Consider the following 19,966-nt stretch of genomic DNA (forward strand, 5'->3'; position numbering starts at 1 on the left):
GGCCGGCACCCCCCAAGCGGCCCACGGAACCCACGCCGCGGGCCGCTCACCACTGCCCTTGACACCCGAACCTACATATCAGTTGGGTCAGCGGCGGCCGATCCCCAGCACGCTCCCGACGGCGTCGCGCACCGCCGCGGCGGCCTGCCCGAGTTCCGCTTCGGTCACCGCGGAGGTGAAGCTGAAGCGCACGGCCGTCTGGGCGACTTCCGCCTCCAGGCCAAGAGCCAGCAGCACCGGCGACGGCGCGTCCGAGCCGGCGGCACACGCCGAACCGCTGGAGCAGACCACGCCGCGGCGCTCGAGTTCCAGCAGCACGGATTCACCACTGGTCCCGGGGAAGCAGAACGACGCCACCGATGGCAGCCGCCGTTCGGGATGGCCGGTCAGCATGGCCCCGGGCACGGCTTCGAGGACTGCCCGGATGAACGCGTCGCGCATAGCCGCCACCCGTGCGGCAAGGTCCTGCTGCTCTTCCGCCGCGAGTGTCAGCGCGGTTGCCAGCGCCACGGCACCGGCCACGTTTTCCGTGCCGGAACGGCGCCCGCGTTCCTGGCCGCCGCCATGGATCAGCGGCTCCATCCGCAGCCGGCCCTTGGCGAAGAGCACACCCGAGCCCTTCGGCGCACCGAGCTTGTGCCCGGACATGCTGAGCGCGTCCACGCCAAGTTCCTTCACGCCCAAGGGCAGCCAGCCCGCGGCCTGTACGGCGTCAGTGTGGAACGGGATGCCCCGTGCGGCGGCGAGCGCGGCGAGTTCCCTGACCGGCTCGACCGTGCCGACCTCGTTGTTGGCGTACATAATGCTGGCGAGCGCGGTTTCCGGGCGCAAGGCGGCGGCGAACGCCTCCGGAGTGACCAGGCCGTGCCGGTCCACCGGGACCACATCGACCGTGAAGCCGTGCACCCGCCGCAGGTAGCCTGCGGACTCCTCGACGGCGGGATGCTCGATGGCGCTGATCGCCACCCGGTCCAGGGAGGGATCGGCGGCCCTGCGGGCCAGCGCGATTCCCTTGAGGGCCAGGTTGTCCGCCTCGGTCCCGCCCGAGGTGAAGGTCACCTCTCCGGGCCGGCAGCCCAGGACCTTCGCGACGGCGGCCCGCGCCCCGGCGAGCGCTTCCGCCGCGGCCTCGCCCAGGCTGTGGTGGCTGGAGGGGTTGCCGAACTCGCCGCTCAGGTACGGCCACATGGCTTCGAGCACCTCCCGGCGCACGGGGGTGGTGGCGGCGGCGTCCAGGAAGATCATGGCTGTCCTAGCGGGCGTCCGCCGGGACATCGAGAGTGACATCCAGGCCCAGGTCCAGGGCGGCGACGCTGTGGGTCAGCCCGCCGATGGAAATGACGTCCACGCCGGCGGCGGCGATGTCCGCCACGGTGGACAGGTTCACGTTGCCGCTGGCTTCCACCACGGCCCGCCCTGCCACCTGCTGCACCCCGGCACGGAGTTCGTCGATGCTGAAGTTGTCCAGCATGATGGTGTCCACGCCGGCGGCCAGTACGGGTTCGATCTGTTCGGCGCTGTCCACTTCGACCTCGAAATGGGTGGTGTGGCCCAGCTGCTTCTTCGCCGTGGCCAGCAGGGCGGTGAGCTTGCCGGCGTCGCCTCCGGTCATGACGGCCAGGTGGTTGTCCTTGGCCAGTACGGCGTCGGACAGGCTGTAGCGGTGGTTCGCTCCCCCGCCGCAGCGCACCGCGTAGCGTTCCAGGACGCGGAGCCCCGGGGTGGTCTTGCGGGTGTCGGTGATCCGGGCCGCGGTGCCTTCGACCAAGCGGACGAACTCCGCGGTCTTCGTGGCGATGGCGCTCATCCGCTGCACCAGGTTCAGGCCCACGCGTTCGGCGAGCAGCACCGAACGGGCGCGGCCGCTGACCCGGGCGAGGTGCGTCCCGGCGTCGAACGCTGCTCCGTCTTCCAGCAGCAGCTCGACCTCGGTCTCCGGGTCGATGAGCAGCATGGCGTCGCGGAATACGGTGCCGCCACTGAAGATGCCGGGCACCCGGGCGTTCAGGACGGCGGTTGCGCGGGCCTCGGCCGGGATGAGCAGCTGCGAGGTGATGTCCCCGTTGGGCGCGTCCTCGGCGAAGGCCCGCTCGAGGATCTCGCGCACGGCGGCTGCGGGGAGGGACAGGCTAGTCAAGGATCAGGCTCGCTTTCCGGCTCATGGTGTAACGGTTGTCAGAGTTCTCGACGGCGGGAGTTTCCTCCCGCGAATCGTTGCGGTAGTGGGCGCCCAGGGAGGTCCGCCGCTCGCGTGCGGAACGCACCAGCAGCTGCGCGGCCAGCAGCAGGTTCGCATCCTCGTGCTCCCGCGGGTCCAGCGAATCGGGAACCGTCTCGGGGTCAACCACGTCAGCCCAGAAGTGAAGGACAGCCGATGCCTCGTTCAGATCCGTTCCGCTACGCAGTACCCCGGCATTGGCGGTCATCAGCCGTCGCAGGGTCTGGCGGGCGAAAGGCGCCGGTAGATCGCCGTCGAGCGGGATCCCGGAAGCGTGCGTCAAGGTGAGGCCGCTTGCGGCCGAGGCAGCACGCGGAGGGATGCCGTTTGACGGCTCCCACGCTGAGGCAGTCGAATCCCCCAGGAACCCCTCCACTGCCCGCCGCCCGAAGACGAGTCCTTCGAGCAGCGAGTTGCTGGCGAGCCGGTTGGCGCCCTGCACTCCGGTGCACGCCAGTTCGCCGGCGGCCAGCAGCCCGGGCACCGAGGTGCGTCCGCGCAGGTCGGTGACCACGCCGCCCATCCAGTAGTGGGCGGCCGGGGCGACGGGAACCAATTCGCGGGTCCAGTCGACGCCGGCCTCCCGGGTGCGGGCGGTGATGGTCGGAAAGCGCCGGGCGAGGAAGCCGGGCCCGTGCCGTTCCTCGATGACGCGGGCGTCGAGGAAAACGTGGCCATTCGGGGTGCCGAGGGCGGCCAGGTGGATCGCGATGCTGCGGGAGACGACGTCTCGCGGGGCCAGTTCGGCGTCGGGGTGGTAGGCGGGCATGAAGCGGTCGCTGTGGGCGTCCACGAGGATGGCACCCTCACCGCGGACGGCTTCGGAGATGAGCAGCGGGTCGCTGCCCGCACTTTCCCGGGCGTCCTCCGGCAGCACCATGCACGTGGGGTGGAACTGGAAGAATTCGAGGTCTGCCACCGCGGCACCGACCCGCCAGGCCAGGGCCAGGCCGTCGGCCGTAGCGACGGCGGGGTTGGTGGTCTTGGCGAACAACCGGCCCGCTCCCCCGGTGGCCAGCAGCACGGCGTCAGCCTGGCAGCCGGACTCACGGCCGTCGCGGAGGTAGCTCACTCCGGTGACGCGGCCGAGCGACTCGGTCAGGGAGGTGACGTGCGCGTGGCCGATCACCTGGATCCGGCCCGCGGCCTGGGCGTCGAGCACCGCGCGGATCAGGGCACGGGCCACCCCGGCGCCGGTGGCATCCCCGCCGGCGTGCAGGATGCGCGGCGCGGAATGGGCGGCCTCGATCCCCAAGGCGGGATCGCCGTCGTCGTCCAGGTCGAAACGGACGCCGAAACGCTCCAGTCCGGCGATGTCCAGGCGGGCTTCGGTGCACAGCACCCGCACGGCTTCCTCATCGCAGTGGCCGTTGCCTGCCTTCAGGGTGTCGGCGATGTGCGCGGCCACCGTGTCCCCGGGGGCAGGCTCGTCCAGCACTGCGGAGATGCCGCCCTGGGCGAAGTAGGTGTTGCTGTCGGCGAGCGCGCCCTTGCTCAGCAGCACCACGTCGGCACCGCCTTCCGCGGCGAGCAGCGCCGAGTACAGCCCGGCGATGCCGCTTCCGACGACGATCAGCCGCTTGCGCCGATGCCCTGCGGCAGCGCGCCCTCCTGCAAGGCCATGTGTAGTCATGTGAGCCTCATTCCGTTTGCTTCATTGCGGCAGGTTCAGGGGCGGGCCGCCAGCATGCGCTCCAGCGCAATCTTGGCGTTGGCCTGCACGGTGTCATCCACGGTGATGCGGTTGACGATGCGTCCTTCGACGAGTTCCTCCAGCACCCAGGCGAGGTAGCCGGGGTGGATGCGGTACATCGTGGAGCACGGGCAGATGACCGGGTCCAGGCAGAAGATGGTGTGCTGCGGGTTTTCCGCGGCGAGCCGGTTCACCATGTTGATTTCGGTGCCGATGGCGAAGGTGGTGGGCTCGGTGGCCGCCGCGATCGCCTTCTTGATGAAGTCGGTGGAGCCTGCGCCGTCCGCGGCGTCCACGACCTCCATGGGGCATTCCGGGTGCACGATGACGTTGACGCCCGGGAAGTCGGCGCGGGCCTTCTCGATCTGCGCCACGTTGAAGCGCTTGTGGACCGAGCAGAAGCCGTGCCACAGGATCACGCGGGAGTCGAGCAGGGTCTGTTCGTCGTTGCCGCCCAGCTCCTTGCGCGGGTTCCACATGGGCATCTGCTCCAGCGGGACGCCCAGGGCCTTGGCGGTGTTCCGGCCGAGGTGCTGGTCCGGGAAGAACAGCACGCGCTGGCCGCGTTCGAAGGCCCACTCGAGCACGGTCTTCGCGTTCGAGGAGGTGCAGACGATGCCGCCGTTGCGGCCGCAGAAGGCCTTGAGGGCGGCTGAGGAGTTCATGTAAGTGACAGGGATGACCGGGACGCGGCCGGCGTCGTCGGGCTCGGTGCCGAAGATTTCCTCGAGCTGCTCCCAGCACTCCTCCACGGAGTCCTCGCCTGCCATGTCCGCCATGGAGCAGCCGGCTGCGAGGTTCGGCAGGATCACGGCCTGTTCCGGGGCAGAGAGGATGTCAGCGGTTTCGGCCATGAAGTGCACGCCGCAGAAGATGATCGCTTCGGCGTCCGGCCGGGTGAGGGCTGCGTTGGCCAGCTGGAAGGAATCGCCCACGAAGTCCGCGTACTGCACCACTTCGTCGCGCTGGTAGAAGTGGCCCAGGATCACGGCCCTGCTGCCGAGCTTCTTCTTGGCGGCGCGGATGCGGGCGTCGAGTTCGGCGTCGCCGGCCAGCTTGTACTCCTCGGGCAGCTGGCCCTGGCGCGGGGTGCTGCGCGGTGCGTCATCGCCGCTGGAGGCGCCGGGACCATAGGCCGGAACTCCGGCCAGGGACTCGGCGAGGTCGTACTCCCACGGGCCCTTGGCGAGGGCGGGGCTGCAGGTTGAGCCGGCCACGGAGCGGCCCTTTTCCGCTTCCTCGCGGGTGATCAGCTGGATGGCTGTGTTGACGCTGCTCATGGTGTGCTCCTGTTGTCTGGCCCGAGGCCGGGTGTTCCGGTAAAGCGGTAGAGGCGTGGAGGGCGGTGTTTCCCGCCCTGGAGGTATTCGCCGGTTTCTTCGATCTCCGGCGCGGTCTTGAGTTGGCGGCGGAAATTCGCCGGATCCAGCGGGCGGTCCAGCACGGCCTCGTAGACCTCCCTGACCTGGGCGAGCGTGAAGTATTCGCCCAGGAAGTGGTAGGCGATGGATCCGTAGGCCATCTTGTTGCGCAGCCGCCACAGGGCATAGTCCACGATCGCGTTGTGGTCGAAGGCGAGCTGCTCGAGCCGGTCGGCGCGGAACCAGCGCACGTTCTCGGACTCGTCGGCGAGCGCGGCCTCGGTGGGCTGGACGAGGGCCCAGTAGACGATCGACACCACGCGCTGGCTGGGAGAACGGTGCAGGCCGCCGAAGGCGTACAGCTGCTCGAGGTATTCCGGGGCCAGGCCGGTGGTCTCCAGCAGGTTCCGGGAGGCGGCGTCCTGCAGCGATTCGTCGTGGGTGAGCGGCCCGCCGGGCAGCGCCCACATTTCCTTAAACGGCTCGCGGATCCGGCGCACCAGCGGTAGCCAGAGGGTGGGCCGGCCGGAGCTTTCGCTCGGCCGCAGGGCGAAGATCACCGTGGAGATGGCCAGCGACGGCGGTGCGAGCCGGCGTTCGGAGACGTTGGCAGAGTTCGTGAACACCGTTTCACCTGCTTCCTTGCCTGGTGCCATCGGAGGGCGGATTAGTTATGGTCAAAGTGACTTTAACTAATGGTAGGGCCCGGCCTTCCGCTTGCCAAATGTGAGCTACGCTGCATAACGCTGTAAAATTCGACGGGTCCCACGCGGGCCAGCACACGATCCGAGGAAACTAAGGCCACCACGAATGACAACGAAGTCCACCGGCGTTATCCCATCCACCCATTCGACAGGCCTCGGCCACGCGATGAAACCGCGCCAGCTCACCATGATGGGCTTGGGCAGCGCAATCGGCGCCGGGCTGTTCCTGGGCTCGGGTGCGGGGATCCAGGCGGCAGGACCTGCTGTCCTCATCTCCTACCTTGTGGCCGGCACCCTGATCATCCTGGTGATGTGGGCGCTCGGCGAGATGGCCGCGGCGAACCCCAACAGCGGCGCCTTCTCCGTCTACGCCGAAAAGGCCATGGGCAAGACGGCCGGTTCGACCGTCGGCTGGCTGTGGTGGCTGCAGCTGGTGGTGGTGATCGCCGCGGAGGCGCTCGGCGCGGCCGGGCTCCTGTTCTCCGTGTGGCCAGTGGTCCCGGTCTGGGTGCTGGCACTGGTCTTCATGACGGTCTTCACCGCGATCAACCTGGTGGGGGTCCGCAGCTTCGGCGAGTTCGAGTTCTGGTTCGCCATCCTGAAGGTCGCCGCCATCGTCGTCTTCCTCTTCGTGGGCGCGGCCCTGCTCTTTGGCTGGCTCCCCGGCACCGCCTCCCCGGGCCTTGGAAACATCACCGGGAACTTCGCGCCCGCCGGCTGGAGCGGCATCGCCGCCGCGCTGTTCGTGGTCATCTTCGCCTTCGGCGGCACCGAGATCGTCAGCGTCGCCGCCGCTGAAACCGAAGACCCCGTCCGCAGTGTCGGCCAGGCCATCCGCACCGTGCTCTGGCGCATCCTGGTGTTCTACATCGGTTCCGTCTTCGTCATCGCCGCCGTCCTTCCCCCCGGTTCCGAGGGCCTCAAATCGCCGTTCGCCGGCGTCCTGGACCTGGCCGGCATCCCCGGTGCCGGGACCGCGATCACCCTGGTCGCCGTCGTCGCCCTGCTGTCGGCACTGAACGCCAACCTCTACGGGGCCTCCCGCATGGTGTTCTCGCTGTCCGAGCGCGGGGAGGCTCCGGCCTTCCTGTCGCGGCTGCGCGGCAAGCAGGTTCCCATGGCCGCCGTCGGGGTGTCCGTTGCCTTCGGCTTCATCGCCACCGTGCTCGAACTGCTCTTCCCTGACAAGGTGCTGCCCGCGCTGCTCAACCTGGTGGGCTCCACCTGCCTGGTCGTCTGGGGCGGCGCCTTGGTCTCCCAGCTCATCCTGCGCCGCCGGGCAGACCGCGAGGGCACCGAACTGCCGCTGCGCATGAAGGGCTTCCCCGCCCTCACGGTCTTCGGCCTGGTGCTGCTGGCCATCGTCTTCATTGTCGGTTTCTCCAACCCGGTGAGCGCCGGGCAGCTCGTGGCCACCTTCCTGCTGATCGCCGGAATCGCGGCCGCCTGCTGGGTGGGCGAACGGGTCAAATCCGGCCGGGCAACAAGCCACGCAAACTGACGCGGCTTCCCCTCGTTCGGGGGTATCGTGGGCACTGTTCCAGCAGAAGACGCACCGAAGCGCCGGGCACGCCTGGTCGCCCTATTTATTGAGGACTGAGGCCATGATGGGCAGGCACACAGGAGAACTCCACCACACCGTGGAAGGCACCGATCCCGGCTTGTTCGTGGAGATCCATGAGCCCGCCGAAGGCAAGGACGCGGGCCTGCGCCCCATCCTGCTGATCCATGGCTTCTCCTCCTCGGGCAAGCTCAATTGGTCCGACACCGGCTGGGTCACGGCCCTGCAGGAAGCCGGGCGCCGGGTGATCGTGGTGGACCTTCCCGGGCACGGGCGCAGCGGCTCGCCCGAGGACCTGGATTCGTACTCGCCGAGCAGGATCCGTGCGGACCTGCTGCAGATCGTGTCCGACGCCGGCGCCCGCCCGCTGCGCGACGGCGATCCTTCCAGCGGACTGGACGTGGTGGGCTACTCGCTGGGTTCCCGGCTCGCCTGGGAATTCGGCGCCACCCAGCCCGAACTCGTCCACCGCCTGGTGCTGGGTGGGCCGAACAAGGAAGATCCACTGGCGGCCTTCGACCTCTCCGCGGCGCAGCGGCACCTCGCCGACGGCACGCCGATCGCGGACGAGTCCACGGCGGCCCTGCTCAAGATGGCCCAGTTGCTGCCCAGCAACGACCTCTTCGCCCTGCTGTCCCTCGTCGAAGCCATCAAGGGCGAGCCGTTCGACCCCGCCGAAGCCGCACCGCACATGCCGGTCCTGCTGGTCGCCGGCGAGAAGGATGAGCGGGCCGCCACCATGCCGGAACTGGCGGCGATTGCGGCCCGCTCCGGCAGCATGGCCGAGCAACTGGTCATCCCGGGGCGCAACCATGCCAACGCGGTCACCAGCCGGGTGTTCAAGGACGCCGCCATCGGCTTCCTCGGCGTCTGAGCGGACTTCAGGGCACAGGCCGCCCTAAAGGACACGGCGCTTTACGGGACAAGGCGCTCGGCGTTGGCGCACATCCGTTCGAGCACGCCCAGCGCGATTGCGTATTCGTCGTGGCCAATCCCGGCGGTCAGGTCCTTCCGCGCCTCCTCCACGAGCCTGAGCGCCTCGAGCCGCTTCCGGTGGCCATCCTCGCTGAGGATGATGTTTCCGTCCAGCATGCCCACGTAGCCGTGGCCGATCAGCGCCGCAAGCTCGCTTTCGCGCAGCCGGCTGTCACCGGACCAGAACGGCTTCAGCCGCTCATCCAGGTCTCCGGGCCGGATGGGTCCTTCGGCCAGCGTGTTGAGCGTTTGCCACTGGCGGCGGCTGAGCCGGACCCTTGAGAGGGTCCTGTCGAGGTGGTCTTCCAGGGCAGCATCCAGGCGTTTGAGCCAGTATCCGATGGGCTTGTTCACGCTGCCATGCTTGCAGCGCCACCGGCTCCGGACAAGGGTTGAAGGGTAGGCTTGCTGCAGCGCCGGATTACGTGGAAGTGGGACTGATGGGCATGCGCTTCAAGGATCGTACGGACGCCGGGCACCGCCTGGCCGCCGCGCTTCCGCAGCTCCGGGAGCGCCCGGACACCATCCTCCTGGGACTCGCCCGGGGCGGGATTCCCGTGGCCGCGTCCGCCGCCGCCAGCCTGTACCAGCCCTACGGCGCGGTGCTCGTGCGCAAGCTCGGCATCCCGGGCCGCGAGGAGACCGCTTTCGGCGCCCTGGCCTGGTCCAACGGCAGGATCGTCCGCATCCTCAACCGCCCCCTGCTGGAGCGCATGTTCCGGCACGGCATCAGCCGTGAGTCGCTGGACGCCGTCGAGAACCGCGAGCGCACTGAGCTGCTCCGCCGGGTTGACAGTTATCCGCGGGTGGGCTTCGACGTCGCCGGCAAGACCGTGGTGCTGGTCGACGACGGGCTGGCCACCGGAGCCACCATGCGCGCCGCGATCGAGGCCGTCCGGGCCGGCGGCCCGGCCACCGTGATCACCGCGGTTCCGGTCGCCTCGCTCGAGGCGCAGGCCTCGATCGCCAGGGCCTGCGAGCTCGCCTTTTCCCTGTACACGCCCGGGAAGTTCCGCGCCGTGGGTTCCTTCTATGAGCACTTCGAGCAGCTGAGCGACGACGACGCCGTGAAGCTCCTCCAGGAGGCCGGCTAGCGTCTGCGCCGAACGGCAGAGCGGCGCACGGCAAAGGGGTGCGGACCGTCCGGTCCGCACCCCTTTGTGCTGTTGCCTGCCGTCAGTGCGTCGCGCTGAAGCCCAGGGGGCGGCCCCTGGTTTCCTTGGCGAGCACGACGCCGACCCCGGAGATCACGCACAGCACCATGATGTAGATGCCGACGGAGCCGGACCACTTGGTGGTGTCCAGGAGGGCCTGGGCGATCATGGGCGCGAAGGCTCCGCCCAGGACCGAGCCCAGGGCGTAGCCGATCGAGATGCCTGAGTAGCGGACCTGGGCCGGGAACATCTCGGCGTACATTGCGGACATGGGGCCGTAGGACAGGCCGAGGCCGATGGTCAGGACGAACAACGCGGTGCCGTAGAGCACGATGTCCTTGGCGTCGATCAGGGCGAACATCGGGATCATCCAGGCGAACACGATCGCGTACCCGGCCAGGAAGGTCTTCACGCGGCCGATCTTGTCGGACAGCCAGCCGCCCACCATGGTGAAGATGAGCCAGCCGAAGGAGGCCAGGGTGGTGGCCAGCAGCACCTGCGCGGACGGCATCTTGAGGGCCCTGTTGGCGTAGGAGATGAAGAAGGCGATCAGCAGGTAACCGGCGGCGTTGTTGGCGATGAAGATGAGGGCGGCTAGCACTACTTCCTTGGTGTGCTTGCGGAACAGCTCGCCCAGCGGCGCGCGGCTTTCGGCTTTGCGCTGCGCAATCTCCTTGAACACGGGGCTTTCGCCGACGGCACGGCGGATCATGTAACCCACCACGATCAGGACCACGGACAGCAGGAACGGAACGCGCCAGCCCCAGCCGGTGAACTCCGCGTCGGACATGCCGGACTTGAGCATGGTCAGCAGGCCCGTTGCGAGGATCATGCCGATGGGCACGCCGATCTGCGGGTAGGCGCCGAAGAGTCCGCGCTTGGAGATCGGCGCGTGCTCCACGGCCATCAGGGCCGCGCCGCCCCATTCACCGCCGGCGGAGAACCCCTGCATGACGCGCAGGAGGATGAGCAGCACCGGCGCCCACGCGCCGATGGCGCTGTAGCTGGGCAGCAGGCCGATGAGCGCGGTGGCGGCTCCCATCAGGACGAGGGTCATCACCAACACTGCCTTGCGGCCGAGCCTGTCCCCCAGGTGGCCGGCCACGAACGCGCCGAGGGGACGGAACAGGAAGCTGATGCCGATGGTGGCGAAGGAGAGGATCTGCGCCAGGCCGGGGTTGGACTCGTTCAGTGGCGTGAGGAACAGCGGGCCAAGGAGGGTGGCCGTCAACTGGGCGAAGATGAAGAAGTCGTACCACTCGATGGTGGTGCCTACCAGGGTTCCGGCAAGCACCCTGCGTTCTTCACGCTTGCTGCTGGGACCCGAGGGGGCATCGACAGAGGAAGTTGCAGTCATTGGAACTCCGATGATGGGGGTGCGGGGAGGCCTGTTCGCTCGGTCCGAATTACCGACAGAACGGTCAGTTGGAATAGCTTACTACACGGACTGTGAGTTGCAACACACCCCTGCGTGTCCGGTCTGCGGGTCCGGGAAGCCTGCGATGCTCCGGTGGCGGTTCGCGGACGGCCGTTGCCCGCCCGGCGGCCATAGGATGGAGCCCATGACGTCTCCCAACGCCGCGAGCAGCCGGAGCGACGCCGCCGGCACGGTGTCGCCGTCGCAGACCCTGTCCCGCGGCATCCAGGCACTCGAGATCCTGGCCGCCGCCGAGCGGTCCCTCACGATCGCCGAACTGGCCGCGGCCCTCGGCGTGCACCGCTCGGTGGCCTACCGCATCCTGCGCACCCTGGAGGACCACTCGTTGCTGGTCCGCGACGACGCCGGCCGGGTGCAGCCGGGGCCGGGCCTGGCCGTCCTTGCCCGCGGCGTGTCCCGCACCCTGCAGACGGCGGCCCTTCCTGAACTCACACAGCTCGCCAACAGCTACAACATGACCGCCTTCGTCGCCGTCTGGGACCATCAGGACTGCGTCACCCTGGTGACCGTGGAGCCGCGGCACTCGGCGGCCACCCTGGTCCAGCACCCCGGCACGCGGCATCCCGCGAACGTCGGGGCCCCGGGAATCGCGATCCAGTCGACCATGAGCCCGGAGCAGTGGAACGCCCTGGCTCCCGGGCTGCCCTACCGCGCCGAGGCCCCCGAGGCCCGGCGGCTTGGCTACGCGGCAAGCCACGACGAAGTCATCGAAGGCCTCTCCTCGCTGGCCGCCCCCATCCACGTTCCGGGCGGCCGCCCGGCCGCGATCGCCGTCGTCTACATCCGGCGCGACCAGGACGAGGCCGCCATCGGGCAGGCACTCGCGGCAAGCGCGGCACGGATCGAAAGCCAGCTTTCCTGAAGTGTAGAATTGCGGGCAAGCTCACACCCGCCGGATCCCGCTCCCAGGGGTCCGCCGGCGCACATCGGGGCCGTTAGAAGGAGTTCCATGACTGCCGTGGCCGAAACCGGCGCCTCCGCAGTGCACACCGTCGTGGCAGATAGTTTCCAGGACTGGAGCCGGGCGATTTCGAAGTCCTTCGTGCCGCTGATGGTCCGGGACAACGGGGCAACTGAATTCCACGGAACCATGCGCTCCCGGGTCCTCGGCAACATCTCCGTGGTGGAGGTGACGGCGGGACGGCACGCCGTGGTGCGCACCCCGGCGCTGATCGCCAAATCCAGCACCCGCTATTTCAAGCTCAGCATCCAGCTCACCGGCACGGGAACCCTGATCCAGGACGAACGCGAAGCGGTCCTGGCCGCCGGTGACCTGGCCATCTATGACACCTCGCGTCCATACGAGCTGCGTTTCGATGGCGACTTCCGCAGCTTGGTGCTGATGTTCCCGCACGAGCAGCTGGACCTCCCGGCAGGGGCGATGGAGCACGTGACGGCGCTGCGGATGCCCGGCGACGAGGGCCTGGGCGAACTCATCAGCCCGTTCCTGGTCCGGCTGGCGGACAACCTCGAGGCGCTCTCCGGAACCAACGGCCTGAGGCTGGTCCACAACGCCCTGGACCTGGTCACCACCCTGTTCAACGGTGAGCTGGACCAGTTGGTGGATGCAGGCCGTGATCCCCACCTGCTGCTGCTCGCCCGGATCCATGACTACATCGAGGCCAACCTGGGGGACCCCACCCTCGGTCCTGGATCCATCGCCGCCGCCCACTACATTTCCACCCGGCACCTGCACGACCTGTTCCAGGAAATCGGCACCACGGTGGCGGCCTCGATCCGGCAGCGGCGCCTGGAGCGCTGCCGGCGCGACCTACGCGATCCTGTGCTCGCGAACCGTCCGGTCACCGCCATCGCGGCCCGCTGGGGGTTCACCGACGCGGCGCACTTCAGCCGGATCTTCCGCGCCGCGTTCGGCAACTCCCCCACCGGATACCGCAACGAGGGTTAGGCTCACGGCTTCCCGCCGCCGTCGGCCTTTGCCTTGCCGCGGCGCAGCAACACTCCGGCCAGTCCACCCAGCACGGCCAAGGCCGCGGCCGATGCCAGGGACACCACGAAGGCCGCCGTGAAGCCCTGGCTCTGGGCCACCTGCCCGGCGAGGAAGGCGCCCAGCGCCGTGCCGGCGACGATGCCGCTGGCCAGCGCTGTCATGACCGTGGCCATCCGGCCTGCCGGGGCCACCAGGCCGCCGATGCTGAACACCGTGACCATCACCGGACCCACCGGGATGCCGAGCACCAGCAGGACCGCCACCATCGGCCAGATTCCGGCGGGCAGGAACAACAGAAACGAAAGGGCCGCCATCAGCACCGCGGCCCAGACCCAGCGGGCCGTGGGTCCGAAGCGCCGGGGCCAATAGGCCACCGACAATGCGGCGACGGCCGAACTCAGCCCCATGACGGCGTACATCAGGCCGGCGATTTCCGCCGTCGCAAACTGCGCGGAAAAGGCGCTGAGCGCATTCTGCAGGGAACCGAAGAACGTTCCCATGCAGACCATCGCGAGCACGGCCACCAACACCTTGAGCCAAGCCAGCGCCCCGGCCCGCGGAGCGTGCTTCGCATCCGCGTGATGCCCGACGCCGGCCTCCCCCTTGCGCCGTGCGGGCACCACCGCCAGGTGTGAGGGGTGCACGGCAAAGGCGGGAACGAGGGTCGCCGTCAGGACGGCGGCAAGGGCCAGCGGCAGCCACGGGACGAAAATGCTCGCCAGCAGGCCCACGAGCGCGGGTCCGAGGACGAAGGTGAATTCATCCGCCGTGCCCTCATAGGACAACGCGGTGTCCAGTTCGGCACGGCGCGTGGCGAGGCTGGCCGGGGCGCGGCCCGCCTCCGGTTCCCGGGTGGTGAGCGCCATCCAGCGCACGCGGGCCATCGGACCGACCTGGGGGCAGCTGGCCCCGGAGAGGAACGCCGTGATGACCACTGCGGCGGCATCGGCTGGGGTGCCGGAAGCTTGCGTGAGGTACGCGGCGAGGATCAGGGCGACGACGGCCAGGGTGTTGACGGCCGCGGCCACGAGCAGGACCGTGCGCTGCCCGGCGCGGTCCGCGAGGGCGCCGAGCACGGGGGCGCCGACGGCGGAACCGATACCGACGGCTCCGGCCGCGAGGCCGCCGATTGCGTAGGAATCGCTCACCGCGGTGGCCAGGGTGAGGGCACCGACAGTCAGCATCGCCAGGGGCAGCCGGGCGAAAAGCGCGATGGGCAGGAATCCGGGGCCGGCGAGTTCGGGGAGCCTCGCGAAGCGTCCGGGCGGCCGGGACCGGCGGGGCTGGTGAGGGCGCCGGGCCTGGTCAGGGCCGCGGAGCGGGGCGGCGCTGTCGGGGGCCGCCGTGTTGTGGGACGCCAAAGGGTGCTGGGAAGGCAGGGTGTTCATGTTTCCGCGTTCGCTAAGAGGTGCGCATCGTCCCTCCTCCCGATGCGCGCGACCCGGTGTAACCCGGTCATTCTACCGGACATCCGCCTCCAGCACCCGCACGGTGGACCCGTTCCGGCCCTTCTCAACCTGCAGCTGGCTGGCGATGCGTAGCTTCATTTCCGCCACGTGGCTCACCAGCCCGACCACCCGGCCGCCGTCGCGCAGTCCTTCCAGGGCGTCCATGACCTGTTCCAGGGTCTGTTCGTCCAGGCTGCCGAACCCCTCGTCGACGAATAGCGTCTCGATGTCGACGCCGCCGGACTCCTGCTGGACGACGTCCGCGAGCCCCAACGCGAGGGACAGCGAGGCCATGAAGGACTCGCCGCCGGAGAGGGTGGCGGTGTCCCGGTGTTGGCCGGTCCACTCGTCCACGACTTCCAGTCCCAGGCCCGACTTCTGCCCGCGGGCGGCCCGGGCGTCGGTATGCCGGAGGGTGTAGCGGCCGTCGCTCATGGCCACGAGGCGTTCGGACGCGGCGTCGGCCACCTGCTCAAGCCGGGCGGCCAGCACATAGCTGTTGAGGCTCATCTTGTAACTGTTGTCCCCGGCCCCGCGTGCGGTGTCCGCCAGGTTGGTGAGGAGCCTGGCCCGCTCACGTGGCACCCGGATCGCGTCGGCCGCCGCCAGGTAGCGGGACCGTAGCGAGGCGAGGGACTCGACAGTGCGGGAGGCCAGGCCTGCGGCAAGGTCCAGGTTGCGGGCGGACTCCGCGCCGCGCCGCGCTTCCTGTGCCAGCTCGGAGATTCCTTCGGCGCCCAGCGGGACTTCACCCACCTGTGCTTCCTTGGCCGCCAGCACGAGGTCCTCCGATTCGAAAAGCTCGGCCACCCGGGCGCTTTCCTCATCAGCTTCCCGGACCTGCCGTTCGAGCCGCGCTGATTCGCCCGCATCCAGGAGTTCGCGGCGGGCTGCCTCCGCTGACGCGAAGCCGGCCGCCGGCAGTGCTTGTCCGAGGGCCCGGCCGGCACCTTCGCACGACTCCTCGGCCCGCTCCACTTGCTGCACAGCTGATACCACCGCCTGCAGGAGCGCGCGTTCGCCGGAGAGGGCCGCGATGCGGGACGCCAGGGTGTCGAATCCGCCGCGCAAGGCGACAAGCATGGTTTCCAGTTCCGCCTGCCGTTCGTGCAGGGCGGCCGCGGTGGATTCCTCCTGGGCGGCCTCGTGTGCTGCGCGGGCCAGGTCCTGTTCGGCGGCGTCGATCGCGGTGCCGAGCCGTTCGAGCGTTGCCTGGACGCCGGAGAGTTCCGATGCCGCAGCACGCGCCCCGGCCAGGGACTCCCGGGCCGAGGCGAGCCGGGCGCGGACCTCCCCGGGATCGCCGTCGCCGCCCTGGCCGGCGAGGACGGCAGCTTCCTGTTCGGCCGCGGCAAGTTCAGCCGTGAGGAGTTGAAGCTCGAGTTCGCTGGCTTCGAAGCGTTCGTGTGCCGCCTGTTCCTCGTCCGCCATGTCCAGGCCGGACAGGGCTGCTTCCGCTGGCTGCGGGTGCTCACGGCTGCCGCAGACCGGGCAGGACTCTCCGCGTTCCAGTTTGTCTGCCAGTTCGGCGGCCGCGTTCTGCAGGCGCAGTTCGCGCAGGTCGAGCCAGTCCTGGCGCAGCCCCAAGGAGTTTTCCCGGGCGGCGCTGTGCCGGCCGGCCACGGATGCCACGTTCCGGCGGGCATTTGCATAGCGGTCCACGGTCTCCACCAGGCCAGCCGCGGCGGCTGCGTCCTGTTCGCGCTGATCGAGCTTCGCGCTCTCGCTTTCCAAAGGCGCGAGTTGGGCGGCCAGGTCAGTTGCTTCCTCCCGGAGGGACGCCAGCTCAGCGGTCCGGAGTCCGACGCCGGCCTCCCGCCGCAGCTTTCCGGAGTCGAGCGCGTCGAGGCGCGCCGCAATATCGCTCAGTTTCTGCTCGTCCGGAACCCGGGCATCCAGGACGGCCAACTGTTCCTGGACGCCCGCCAGCGCCGCGGCAGGATCGTCGCAGTCCATGGAGGCCGCACGAAGCCGCGCCCGGGCGGCTTCCAGCGCTGCATCCGCGGCAGAACGGGCGGCGCTTGCCCTGTCCATCGCGTCGAGGTGCCCGCTGAGCACGGTGGCCTTCGCATGCCGGCCGAGGCGTTCCCGGGACTCGCGGACGGTCTCGGCTGCGTCGGCCAAGGCGTCACGGCGCAGGGCGGCCGAGTGGAGCCTGGCATGACGCTGGCTGTGTTCCTGCGCCGCGCGCAGCCGGTCCGCGAGCTGCAGGCCCAGTGCCTCCGCCGCTTCCGCTGCCTGGCGGCGTCCTGCCAGTTCGGCGCGAGCCGCGTCCTCCATTGCCTCGAGCCTGATCTCCGGCGACGGCTCGGATGCCTCGTCCTGCCCGGCCGGTTCCGCCAGCCCGGTCCCGAGCTCGGCAAACTCCGCGTCGGCGCGCTGCATGAGCAGGAGCAGGCCGCCCTCTTCCTTTTCGACCACGGCCCGGGCGTACTGCGCCTGCCGTGCGAGCTGCTGCTCGAGCGCTTCGAAGCGGGCGGTACCGAACAGTTTCTGCAGCAGGGCCAGGCGGTCGCTTGCCTTGGACCGCAGGAAGGCCGCGAAATCGCCTTGGGGAAGCATGACGACCCTGGTGAACTGTTCACGGTCCATGCCCAGCAGCTCCGTGATTTCCGCGCCGGCTTCATCGTTGCGGGAAGACTTCTCTTCCCAGGAGCCGTCCACGAGTTCGCGGAGCAGGGTCTTTGCCTGCTGGGTGGTGAAGCCGTTGCGCCCCCGGGTGCTGGGGCGGTCCCAGGCCGGGGACCGGGTGACCTCGAATCGGCGTCCGCGGGCCGAGAACTCGCAGACCACGCGCGGCTCCGCAGCCGGATCCGCATGGTCGCTGCGCAGGCGTTTGCCTTCCTGCCGGGCGCCGGGCACCGAGCCGTACAGCGCGAAGCAGACGGCATCCAGGACACTGGTCTTGCCGGCCCCGGTGGCACCGTTCAGGAGAAACAGTCCCTGGGCGCCGAGCTGGTCGAAGTCGATGGACTGAACCTCCGCAAAGGGACCGAAGGCTTCAATCTCCAGGTGGTGGATCCTCACAGCTCGGCTCCTTCCAGGCGGACTGCTTCCAGCGCTTCCTGCAGGGCTGAAGTTTCCAAACCGTCGGCGGAGCGCCCGCGCACATGGTCCAGGAAGCCACAGCAGACGCCGAGGTCGTCCTGGGCTTCCGCCAAGCGGCTGCTGTAGCTCGCTTTGCCCTTTTCCGTGCCGCCCTCGGGATCAAAGCCGAGGACGAGGGTGTCCGGGAACCGTGCACGCAGCTGTTCCATGGCCTGGGGCGGACGCACGGGATCGGTCAGGGTGACCTGGCAGTAGGCGGTCTCGGCCCAGGAATGCTCCGGCGATTCCAGGAGGTCGGCCAGCCGGCCGCGGAGGACGGCGAGCTCACGCGGGGCCCGCCAGAGGACCTCCGAAACCTCCGTTGTGCCGTCCGGGCCGACATCGAGGAGCCAGGCGCCCTTCCGATGCTTGGCTTCGGAGAACGAGTACGCCAGGGGCGAGCCGGAGTAGCGGACGTTCGGCGCGAGCTCCTGGCGGCCGTGGAGGTGGCCGAGGGCGGTGTAGGCGAATCCTTCGAAGAGGTCCAGCGGGACGGCCCCGAGCCCGCCGATGCTCAGTTCGCGTTCGCTGTCCGAGGTGATGCCGCCGCTTGCGAAGGTGTGTGCCAGGACGACGGCGTGCACAGGCGCGGAGGCGTTCCGAGCCTGAAGGTCCTGCCGGATCCGCTGCACGGCAGCCTGGGTCACCTCGAAATGGTTGGCCCCGGCGTCGAGCTTTCCGGCGACGAGCCGCGGCTCAAGGTAGGGGATTCCGTAGACCGCCAGCAGCGGCCCTGCCTCCTCCGCGCCGGCGGCAGAGGCCGTGACGACCCGCGCACCGTCCCCCGCCAGGGAAAACAGGACCGGAGAATGGAGGTCCTCGACCCGGGTGCGCAGGTGGACTCCCCCGCGCTCCAGCAGGCGTGAGGCGAAGCCGAGCCGGATGGCGGAATCGTGGTTTCCGCTGGTGAGCACCACCTTGGCACCGGCGTCGGTGATCGCGACCAGCGCATCGTCCAGCAGCTTGACGACGTCCAGTCCGGGCAGGGCACGGTCATAGACATCGCCGGCGATCAGCACCACGTCCACTGACTGCTCGCGGACGAAGTCCACGAGCTGGGCGATGAACCCGCGCTGGGCGTCAAGCATTCCAACCCCGTGGAACGAGCGGCCCAGGTGCCAGTCCGATGTGTGAAGAAGCCTCATGTTTCCAAGCTAGGGGGCGGCACCGACATTATTGGCCAGCGCGGCCCGCCGACACGGCTCAACCCGGGCGATCCCCCTGCTGTACCGCCTCCCGGAAGTGCCGTCCCCCGAAATCCCGTTCAGTCCCGTTTGCCGTCGAAGAAGTCGCGGGCTTCGTCCCGTTCCGCGGGAGCGGCGGGAGCGGCCGCCGCGGTACCCGGGACCGCTCCGCCGTCGGACGCAGATTTGTCGGACGCAGATTTGTCGGACGCAGCAGTGTCGGACGCGGCACCCGCGTCGGAGTCCATGCCCTCGGCAGCGGCGGCTGCATCCACATCAGGCGCGCCGGCGGCCCCGGCGGGCGCGGAAAACAAGGCGAAGCCGCGGAACACCAAGCCGGCGATGGCGGCACCGAACAGCGGGGCCACCCAGAACAACCAAAGGCCGCCGGCAGCCCAGCCGGAGGAGAAGAGCGCGGCGGCGGTGGCGCGGGCCGGGTTGAACGCGAGATTGCCCACGGCCTGTCCGAGCTGGAGGAGCACCGCAACGGTCAGGCCGACGGCGAGCGGAGCGGCCAGCGCGGGGCCCTTGCGCTCCCCTGCCTCATCCTTGGACCCTGTCTCATCCTTTGACATGGCGCCCAGGTAGACGGCCATCAGCACGGCGGCTCCGACAACCTCGAGCAGCAGGGCGGAAGCCATGTGCGCCTGGATGACCGAATGCTCGCCGAAGCCCGACGCCACCGTGTCGAACGCGGCCCGGCTGTCGGAGATGCTCGGAATGGTCCGGATCACGGCGAGGAGGAGGAAGGCGCCCAGGATGCCGCCGATCACTTGGGCGGCCAGGTACGCCAGGCCTTCGGCGAAGCGGGTGCGGCCGGCGACCATGTTGCCCAGGGTGATGGCCGGGTTGAACTGTCCGCCGGAGAAAGCACCGAAGGCGAGCATCGCCGCGGTGACGGCCAGGCCGCCGGCCAGCGGTGCCGGAAGCGGGTTCGACTGCGGCAGGGCGAAGAGCGGAGCGCCGAGCGCAATCAGCACGACGAGCAGGGTTCCCAGTGCCTCTGCGGCGGCCCGGGTCAGCAAACGGCTGTTGCCGGGGCGGAATGCGGACACAGTTGAGGTCATCTCGGGAAAATCCTTCGCGTCGGAGAGTGGTCCTGCCCGGGACGGTCCGCGCGCGGCGGGCAGTACACAAGGGAAGCACGTGGTCGTGGAATCACGGCAGGAGGAGGCGTTTGCCTACAGCATCC

At 69.4% G+C, this 19,966-nt stretch carries 16 protein-coding genes; 5 read left to right on the forward strand and 11 right to left on the reverse strand.

Going from position 1 to position 19,966, the window contains the following annotated elements; translation table 11 throughout:
• Nucleotides 1-87: 87 nt before the first annotated feature.
• Genes D3654_RS09545 through D3654_RS09565 form a run of 5 tightly spaced genes read right to left on the reverse strand, consistent with a single transcriptional unit; the run spans nucleotide 88 to nucleotide 5,928 of the window.
• Nucleotides 88-1,245 carry a cysteine desulfurase family protein gene (locus tag D3654_RS09545; RefSeq protein WP_120521268.1) on the reverse strand — a complete coding sequence of 386 codons (1,158 nt, stop codon included), beginning with the start codon at nucleotides 1,243-1,245 and terminating at the stop codon, nucleotides 88-90.
• A 7-nt stretch (nucleotides 1,246-1,252) separates the two neighbouring features.
• Nucleotides 1,253-2,137, reverse strand: coding sequence for a carboxylating nicotinate-nucleotide diphosphorylase (nadC, locus tag D3654_RS09550; protein ID WP_120521269.1), 885 nt, complete (start codon nucleotides 2,135-2,137; stop codon nucleotides 1,253-1,255).
• Complete coding sequence (nadB, locus tag D3654_RS09555) at nucleotides 2,130-3,851, reverse strand: L-aspartate oxidase (protein WP_120521270.1); 1,722 nt, start codon at nucleotides 3,849-3,851, stop codon at nucleotides 2,130-2,132. Before nadB ends, nadC begins: the two co-directional genes overlap by 8 nt.
• A 35-nt stretch (nucleotides 3,852-3,886) precedes the next feature.
• Nucleotides 3,887-5,191: a quinolinate synthase NadA gene (gene nadA / locus D3654_RS09560; RefSeq protein ID WP_120521271.1), complete on the reverse strand. Its 1,305-nt coding sequence runs from the start codon at nucleotides 5,189-5,191 to the stop codon at nucleotides 3,887-3,889.
• Nucleotides 5,188-5,928: an NUDIX hydrolase gene (locus D3654_RS09565; protein WP_120521272.1), complete on the reverse strand. Its 741-nt coding sequence runs from the start codon at nucleotides 5,926-5,928 to the stop codon at nucleotides 5,188-5,190. The genes nadA and D3654_RS09565 overlap by 4 nt, the downstream gene beginning before the upstream one ends.
• Before the next feature lie 154 nt (nucleotides 5,929-6,082).
• Here D3654_RS09565 and D3654_RS09570 point away from each other — a divergent pair, with 154 nt between their 5' ends.
• Both D3654_RS09570 and D3654_RS09575 read left to right on the forward strand, forming a co-directional pair.
• Nucleotides 6,083-7,477: an amino acid permease gene (locus tag D3654_RS09570; RefSeq protein WP_120521273.1), complete on the forward strand. Its 1,395-nt coding sequence runs from the start codon at nucleotides 6,083-6,085 to the stop codon at nucleotides 7,475-7,477.
• Nucleotides 7,478-7,580: 103 nt separating this feature from the next.
• A complete protein-coding gene (locus tag D3654_RS09575; RefSeq protein ID WP_120521274.1) occupies nucleotides 7,581-8,411 on the forward strand; it encodes an alpha/beta fold hydrolase in 831 nt (276 codons plus the stop codon).
• A gap of 41 nt (nucleotides 8,412-8,452) precedes the next feature.
• Here D3654_RS09575 and D3654_RS09580 read toward each other — a convergent pair whose 3' ends face one another.
• Entirely contained in the window at nucleotides 8,453-8,866 is a 414-nt protein-coding gene (locus D3654_RS09580) for a MarR family transcriptional regulator (protein WP_120521275.1), read from the reverse strand.
• 86 nt (nucleotides 8,867-8,952) lie between these two features.
• On the opposite strand from D3654_RS09580, the gene D3654_RS09585 reads away from it, so the two are divergent.
• Entirely contained in the window at nucleotides 8,953-9,606 is a 654-nt protein-coding gene (locus D3654_RS09585; RefSeq protein ID WP_205571774.1) for a phosphoribosyltransferase, read from the forward strand.
• Nucleotides 9,607-9,688: 82 nt separating this feature from the next.
• Here the strand turns inward: D3654_RS09585 and D3654_RS09590 are convergent, their stop codons facing one another.
• Nucleotides 9,689-11,023 carry an MFS transporter gene (locus D3654_RS09590; RefSeq protein WP_120521277.1) on the reverse strand — a complete coding sequence of 445 codons (1,335 nt, stop codon included), beginning with the start codon at nucleotides 11,021-11,023 and terminating at the stop codon, nucleotides 9,689-9,691.
• A 205-nt stretch (nucleotides 11,024-11,228) separates the two neighbouring features.
• On the opposite strand from D3654_RS09590, the gene D3654_RS09595 reads away from it, so the two are divergent.
• Together D3654_RS09595 and D3654_RS09600 are read left to right on the forward strand one after the other, a co-directional pair.
• Nucleotides 11,229-11,966, forward strand: a complete 738-nt coding sequence (locus tag D3654_RS09595) for an IclR family transcriptional regulator (protein ID WP_120521278.1) — start codon at nucleotides 11,229-11,231, stop codon at nucleotides 11,964-11,966.
• 87 nt (nucleotides 11,967-12,053) lie between these two features.
• Nucleotides 12,054-13,013 carry an AraC-like ligand-binding domain-containing protein gene (locus D3654_RS09600; protein WP_120521279.1) on the forward strand — a complete coding sequence of 320 codons (960 nt, stop codon included), beginning with the start codon at nucleotides 12,054-12,056 and terminating at the stop codon, nucleotides 13,011-13,013.
• A 2-nt stretch (nucleotides 13,014-13,015) separates the two neighbouring features.
• Here D3654_RS09600 and D3654_RS09605 read toward each other — a convergent pair whose 3' ends face one another.
• From D3654_RS09605 to D3654_RS09620, 4 genes are all read right to left on the reverse strand, one after another.
• A complete protein-coding gene (locus D3654_RS09605; protein ID WP_120521280.1) occupies nucleotides 13,016-14,443 on the reverse strand; it encodes an MFS transporter in 1,428 nt (475 codons plus the stop codon).
• Between the two features lie 72 nt (nucleotides 14,444-14,515).
• Nucleotides 14,516-17,530, reverse strand: coding sequence for an AAA family ATPase (locus tag D3654_RS09610; protein WP_120521281.1), 3,015 nt, complete (start codon nucleotides 17,528-17,530; stop codon nucleotides 14,516-14,518).
• Nucleotides 17,527-18,735 (reverse strand): exonuclease SbcCD subunit D, encoded by a 1,209-nt coding sequence (locus D3654_RS09615; RefSeq protein WP_120521282.1) that lies wholly within the window; start codon nucleotides 18,733-18,735, stop codon nucleotides 17,527-17,529. Before D3654_RS09615 ends, D3654_RS09610 begins: the two co-directional genes overlap by 4 nt.
• Nucleotides 18,736-18,854: 119 nt before the next feature.
• Complete coding sequence (locus tag D3654_RS09620; protein ID WP_120521283.1) at nucleotides 18,855-19,841, reverse strand: MIP/aquaporin family protein; 987 nt, start codon at nucleotides 19,839-19,841, stop codon at nucleotides 18,855-18,857.
• Nucleotides 19,842-19,966 lie beyond the last annotated feature (125 nt).

It is taken from the genome of Arthrobacter celericrescens (assembly GCF_003614925.1).
GTDB classification, from domain to species: Bacteria; Actinomycetota; Actinomycetes; order Actinomycetales; family Micrococcaceae; genus Arthrobacter; species Arthrobacter celericrescens.

What these genes read in the sequence shown, in the direction of transcription:
- D3654_RS09545 (WP_120521268.1), bottom strand. Translation starts at nt 1,245, where the DNA reads ATGATCTTCCTGGACGCCGCCGCCACCACCCCCGTGCGCCGGGAGGTG.
- D3654_RS09590 (WP_120521277.1), bottom strand. Translation starts at nt 11,023, where the DNA reads ATGACTGCAACTTCCTCTGTCGATGCCCCCTCGGGTCCCAGCAGCAAG.
- D3654_RS09565 (WP_120521272.1), bottom strand. Translation starts at nt 5,928, where the DNA reads ATGGCACCAGGCAAGGAAGCAGGTGAAACGGTGTTCACGAACTCTGCC.
- nadB (WP_120521270.1), bottom strand. Translation starts at nt 3,851, where the DNA reads ATGACTACACATGGCCTTGCAGGAGGGCGCGCTGCCGCAGGGCATCGG.
- nadA (WP_120521271.1), bottom strand. Translation starts at nt 5,191, where the DNA reads ATGAGCAGCGTCAACACAGCCATCCAGCTGATCACCCGCGAGGAAGCG.
- D3654_RS09620 (WP_120521283.1), bottom strand. Translation starts at nt 19,841, where the DNA reads ATGACCTCAACTGTGTCCGCATTCCGCCCCGGCAACAGCCGTTTGCTG.
- D3654_RS09570 (WP_120521273.1), top strand. Translation starts at nt 6,083, where the DNA reads ATGACAACGAAGTCCACCGGCGTTATCCCATCCACCCATTCGACAGGC.
- D3654_RS09600 (WP_120521279.1), top strand. Translation starts at nt 12,054, where the DNA reads ATGACTGCCGTGGCCGAAACCGGCGCCTCCGCAGTGCACACCGTCGTG.
- D3654_RS09595 (WP_120521278.1), top strand. Translation starts at nt 11,229, where the DNA reads ATGACGTCTCCCAACGCCGCGAGCAGCCGGAGCGACGCCGCCGGCACG.
- D3654_RS09575 (WP_120521274.1), top strand. Translation starts at nt 7,581, where the DNA reads ATGATGGGCAGGCACACAGGAGAACTCCACCACACCGTGGAAGGCACC.
- D3654_RS09605 (WP_120521280.1), bottom strand. Translation starts at nt 14,443, where the DNA reads ATGAACACCCTGCCTTCCCAGCACCCTTTGGCGTCCCACAACACGGCG.
- D3654_RS09585 (WP_205571774.1), top strand. Translation starts at nt 8,953, where the DNA reads ATGGGCATGCGCTTCAAGGATCGTACGGACGCCGGGCACCGCCTGGCC.
- D3654_RS09615 (WP_120521282.1), bottom strand. Translation starts at nt 18,735, where the DNA reads ATGAGGCTTCTTCACACATCGGACTGGCACCTGGGCCGCTCGTTCCAC.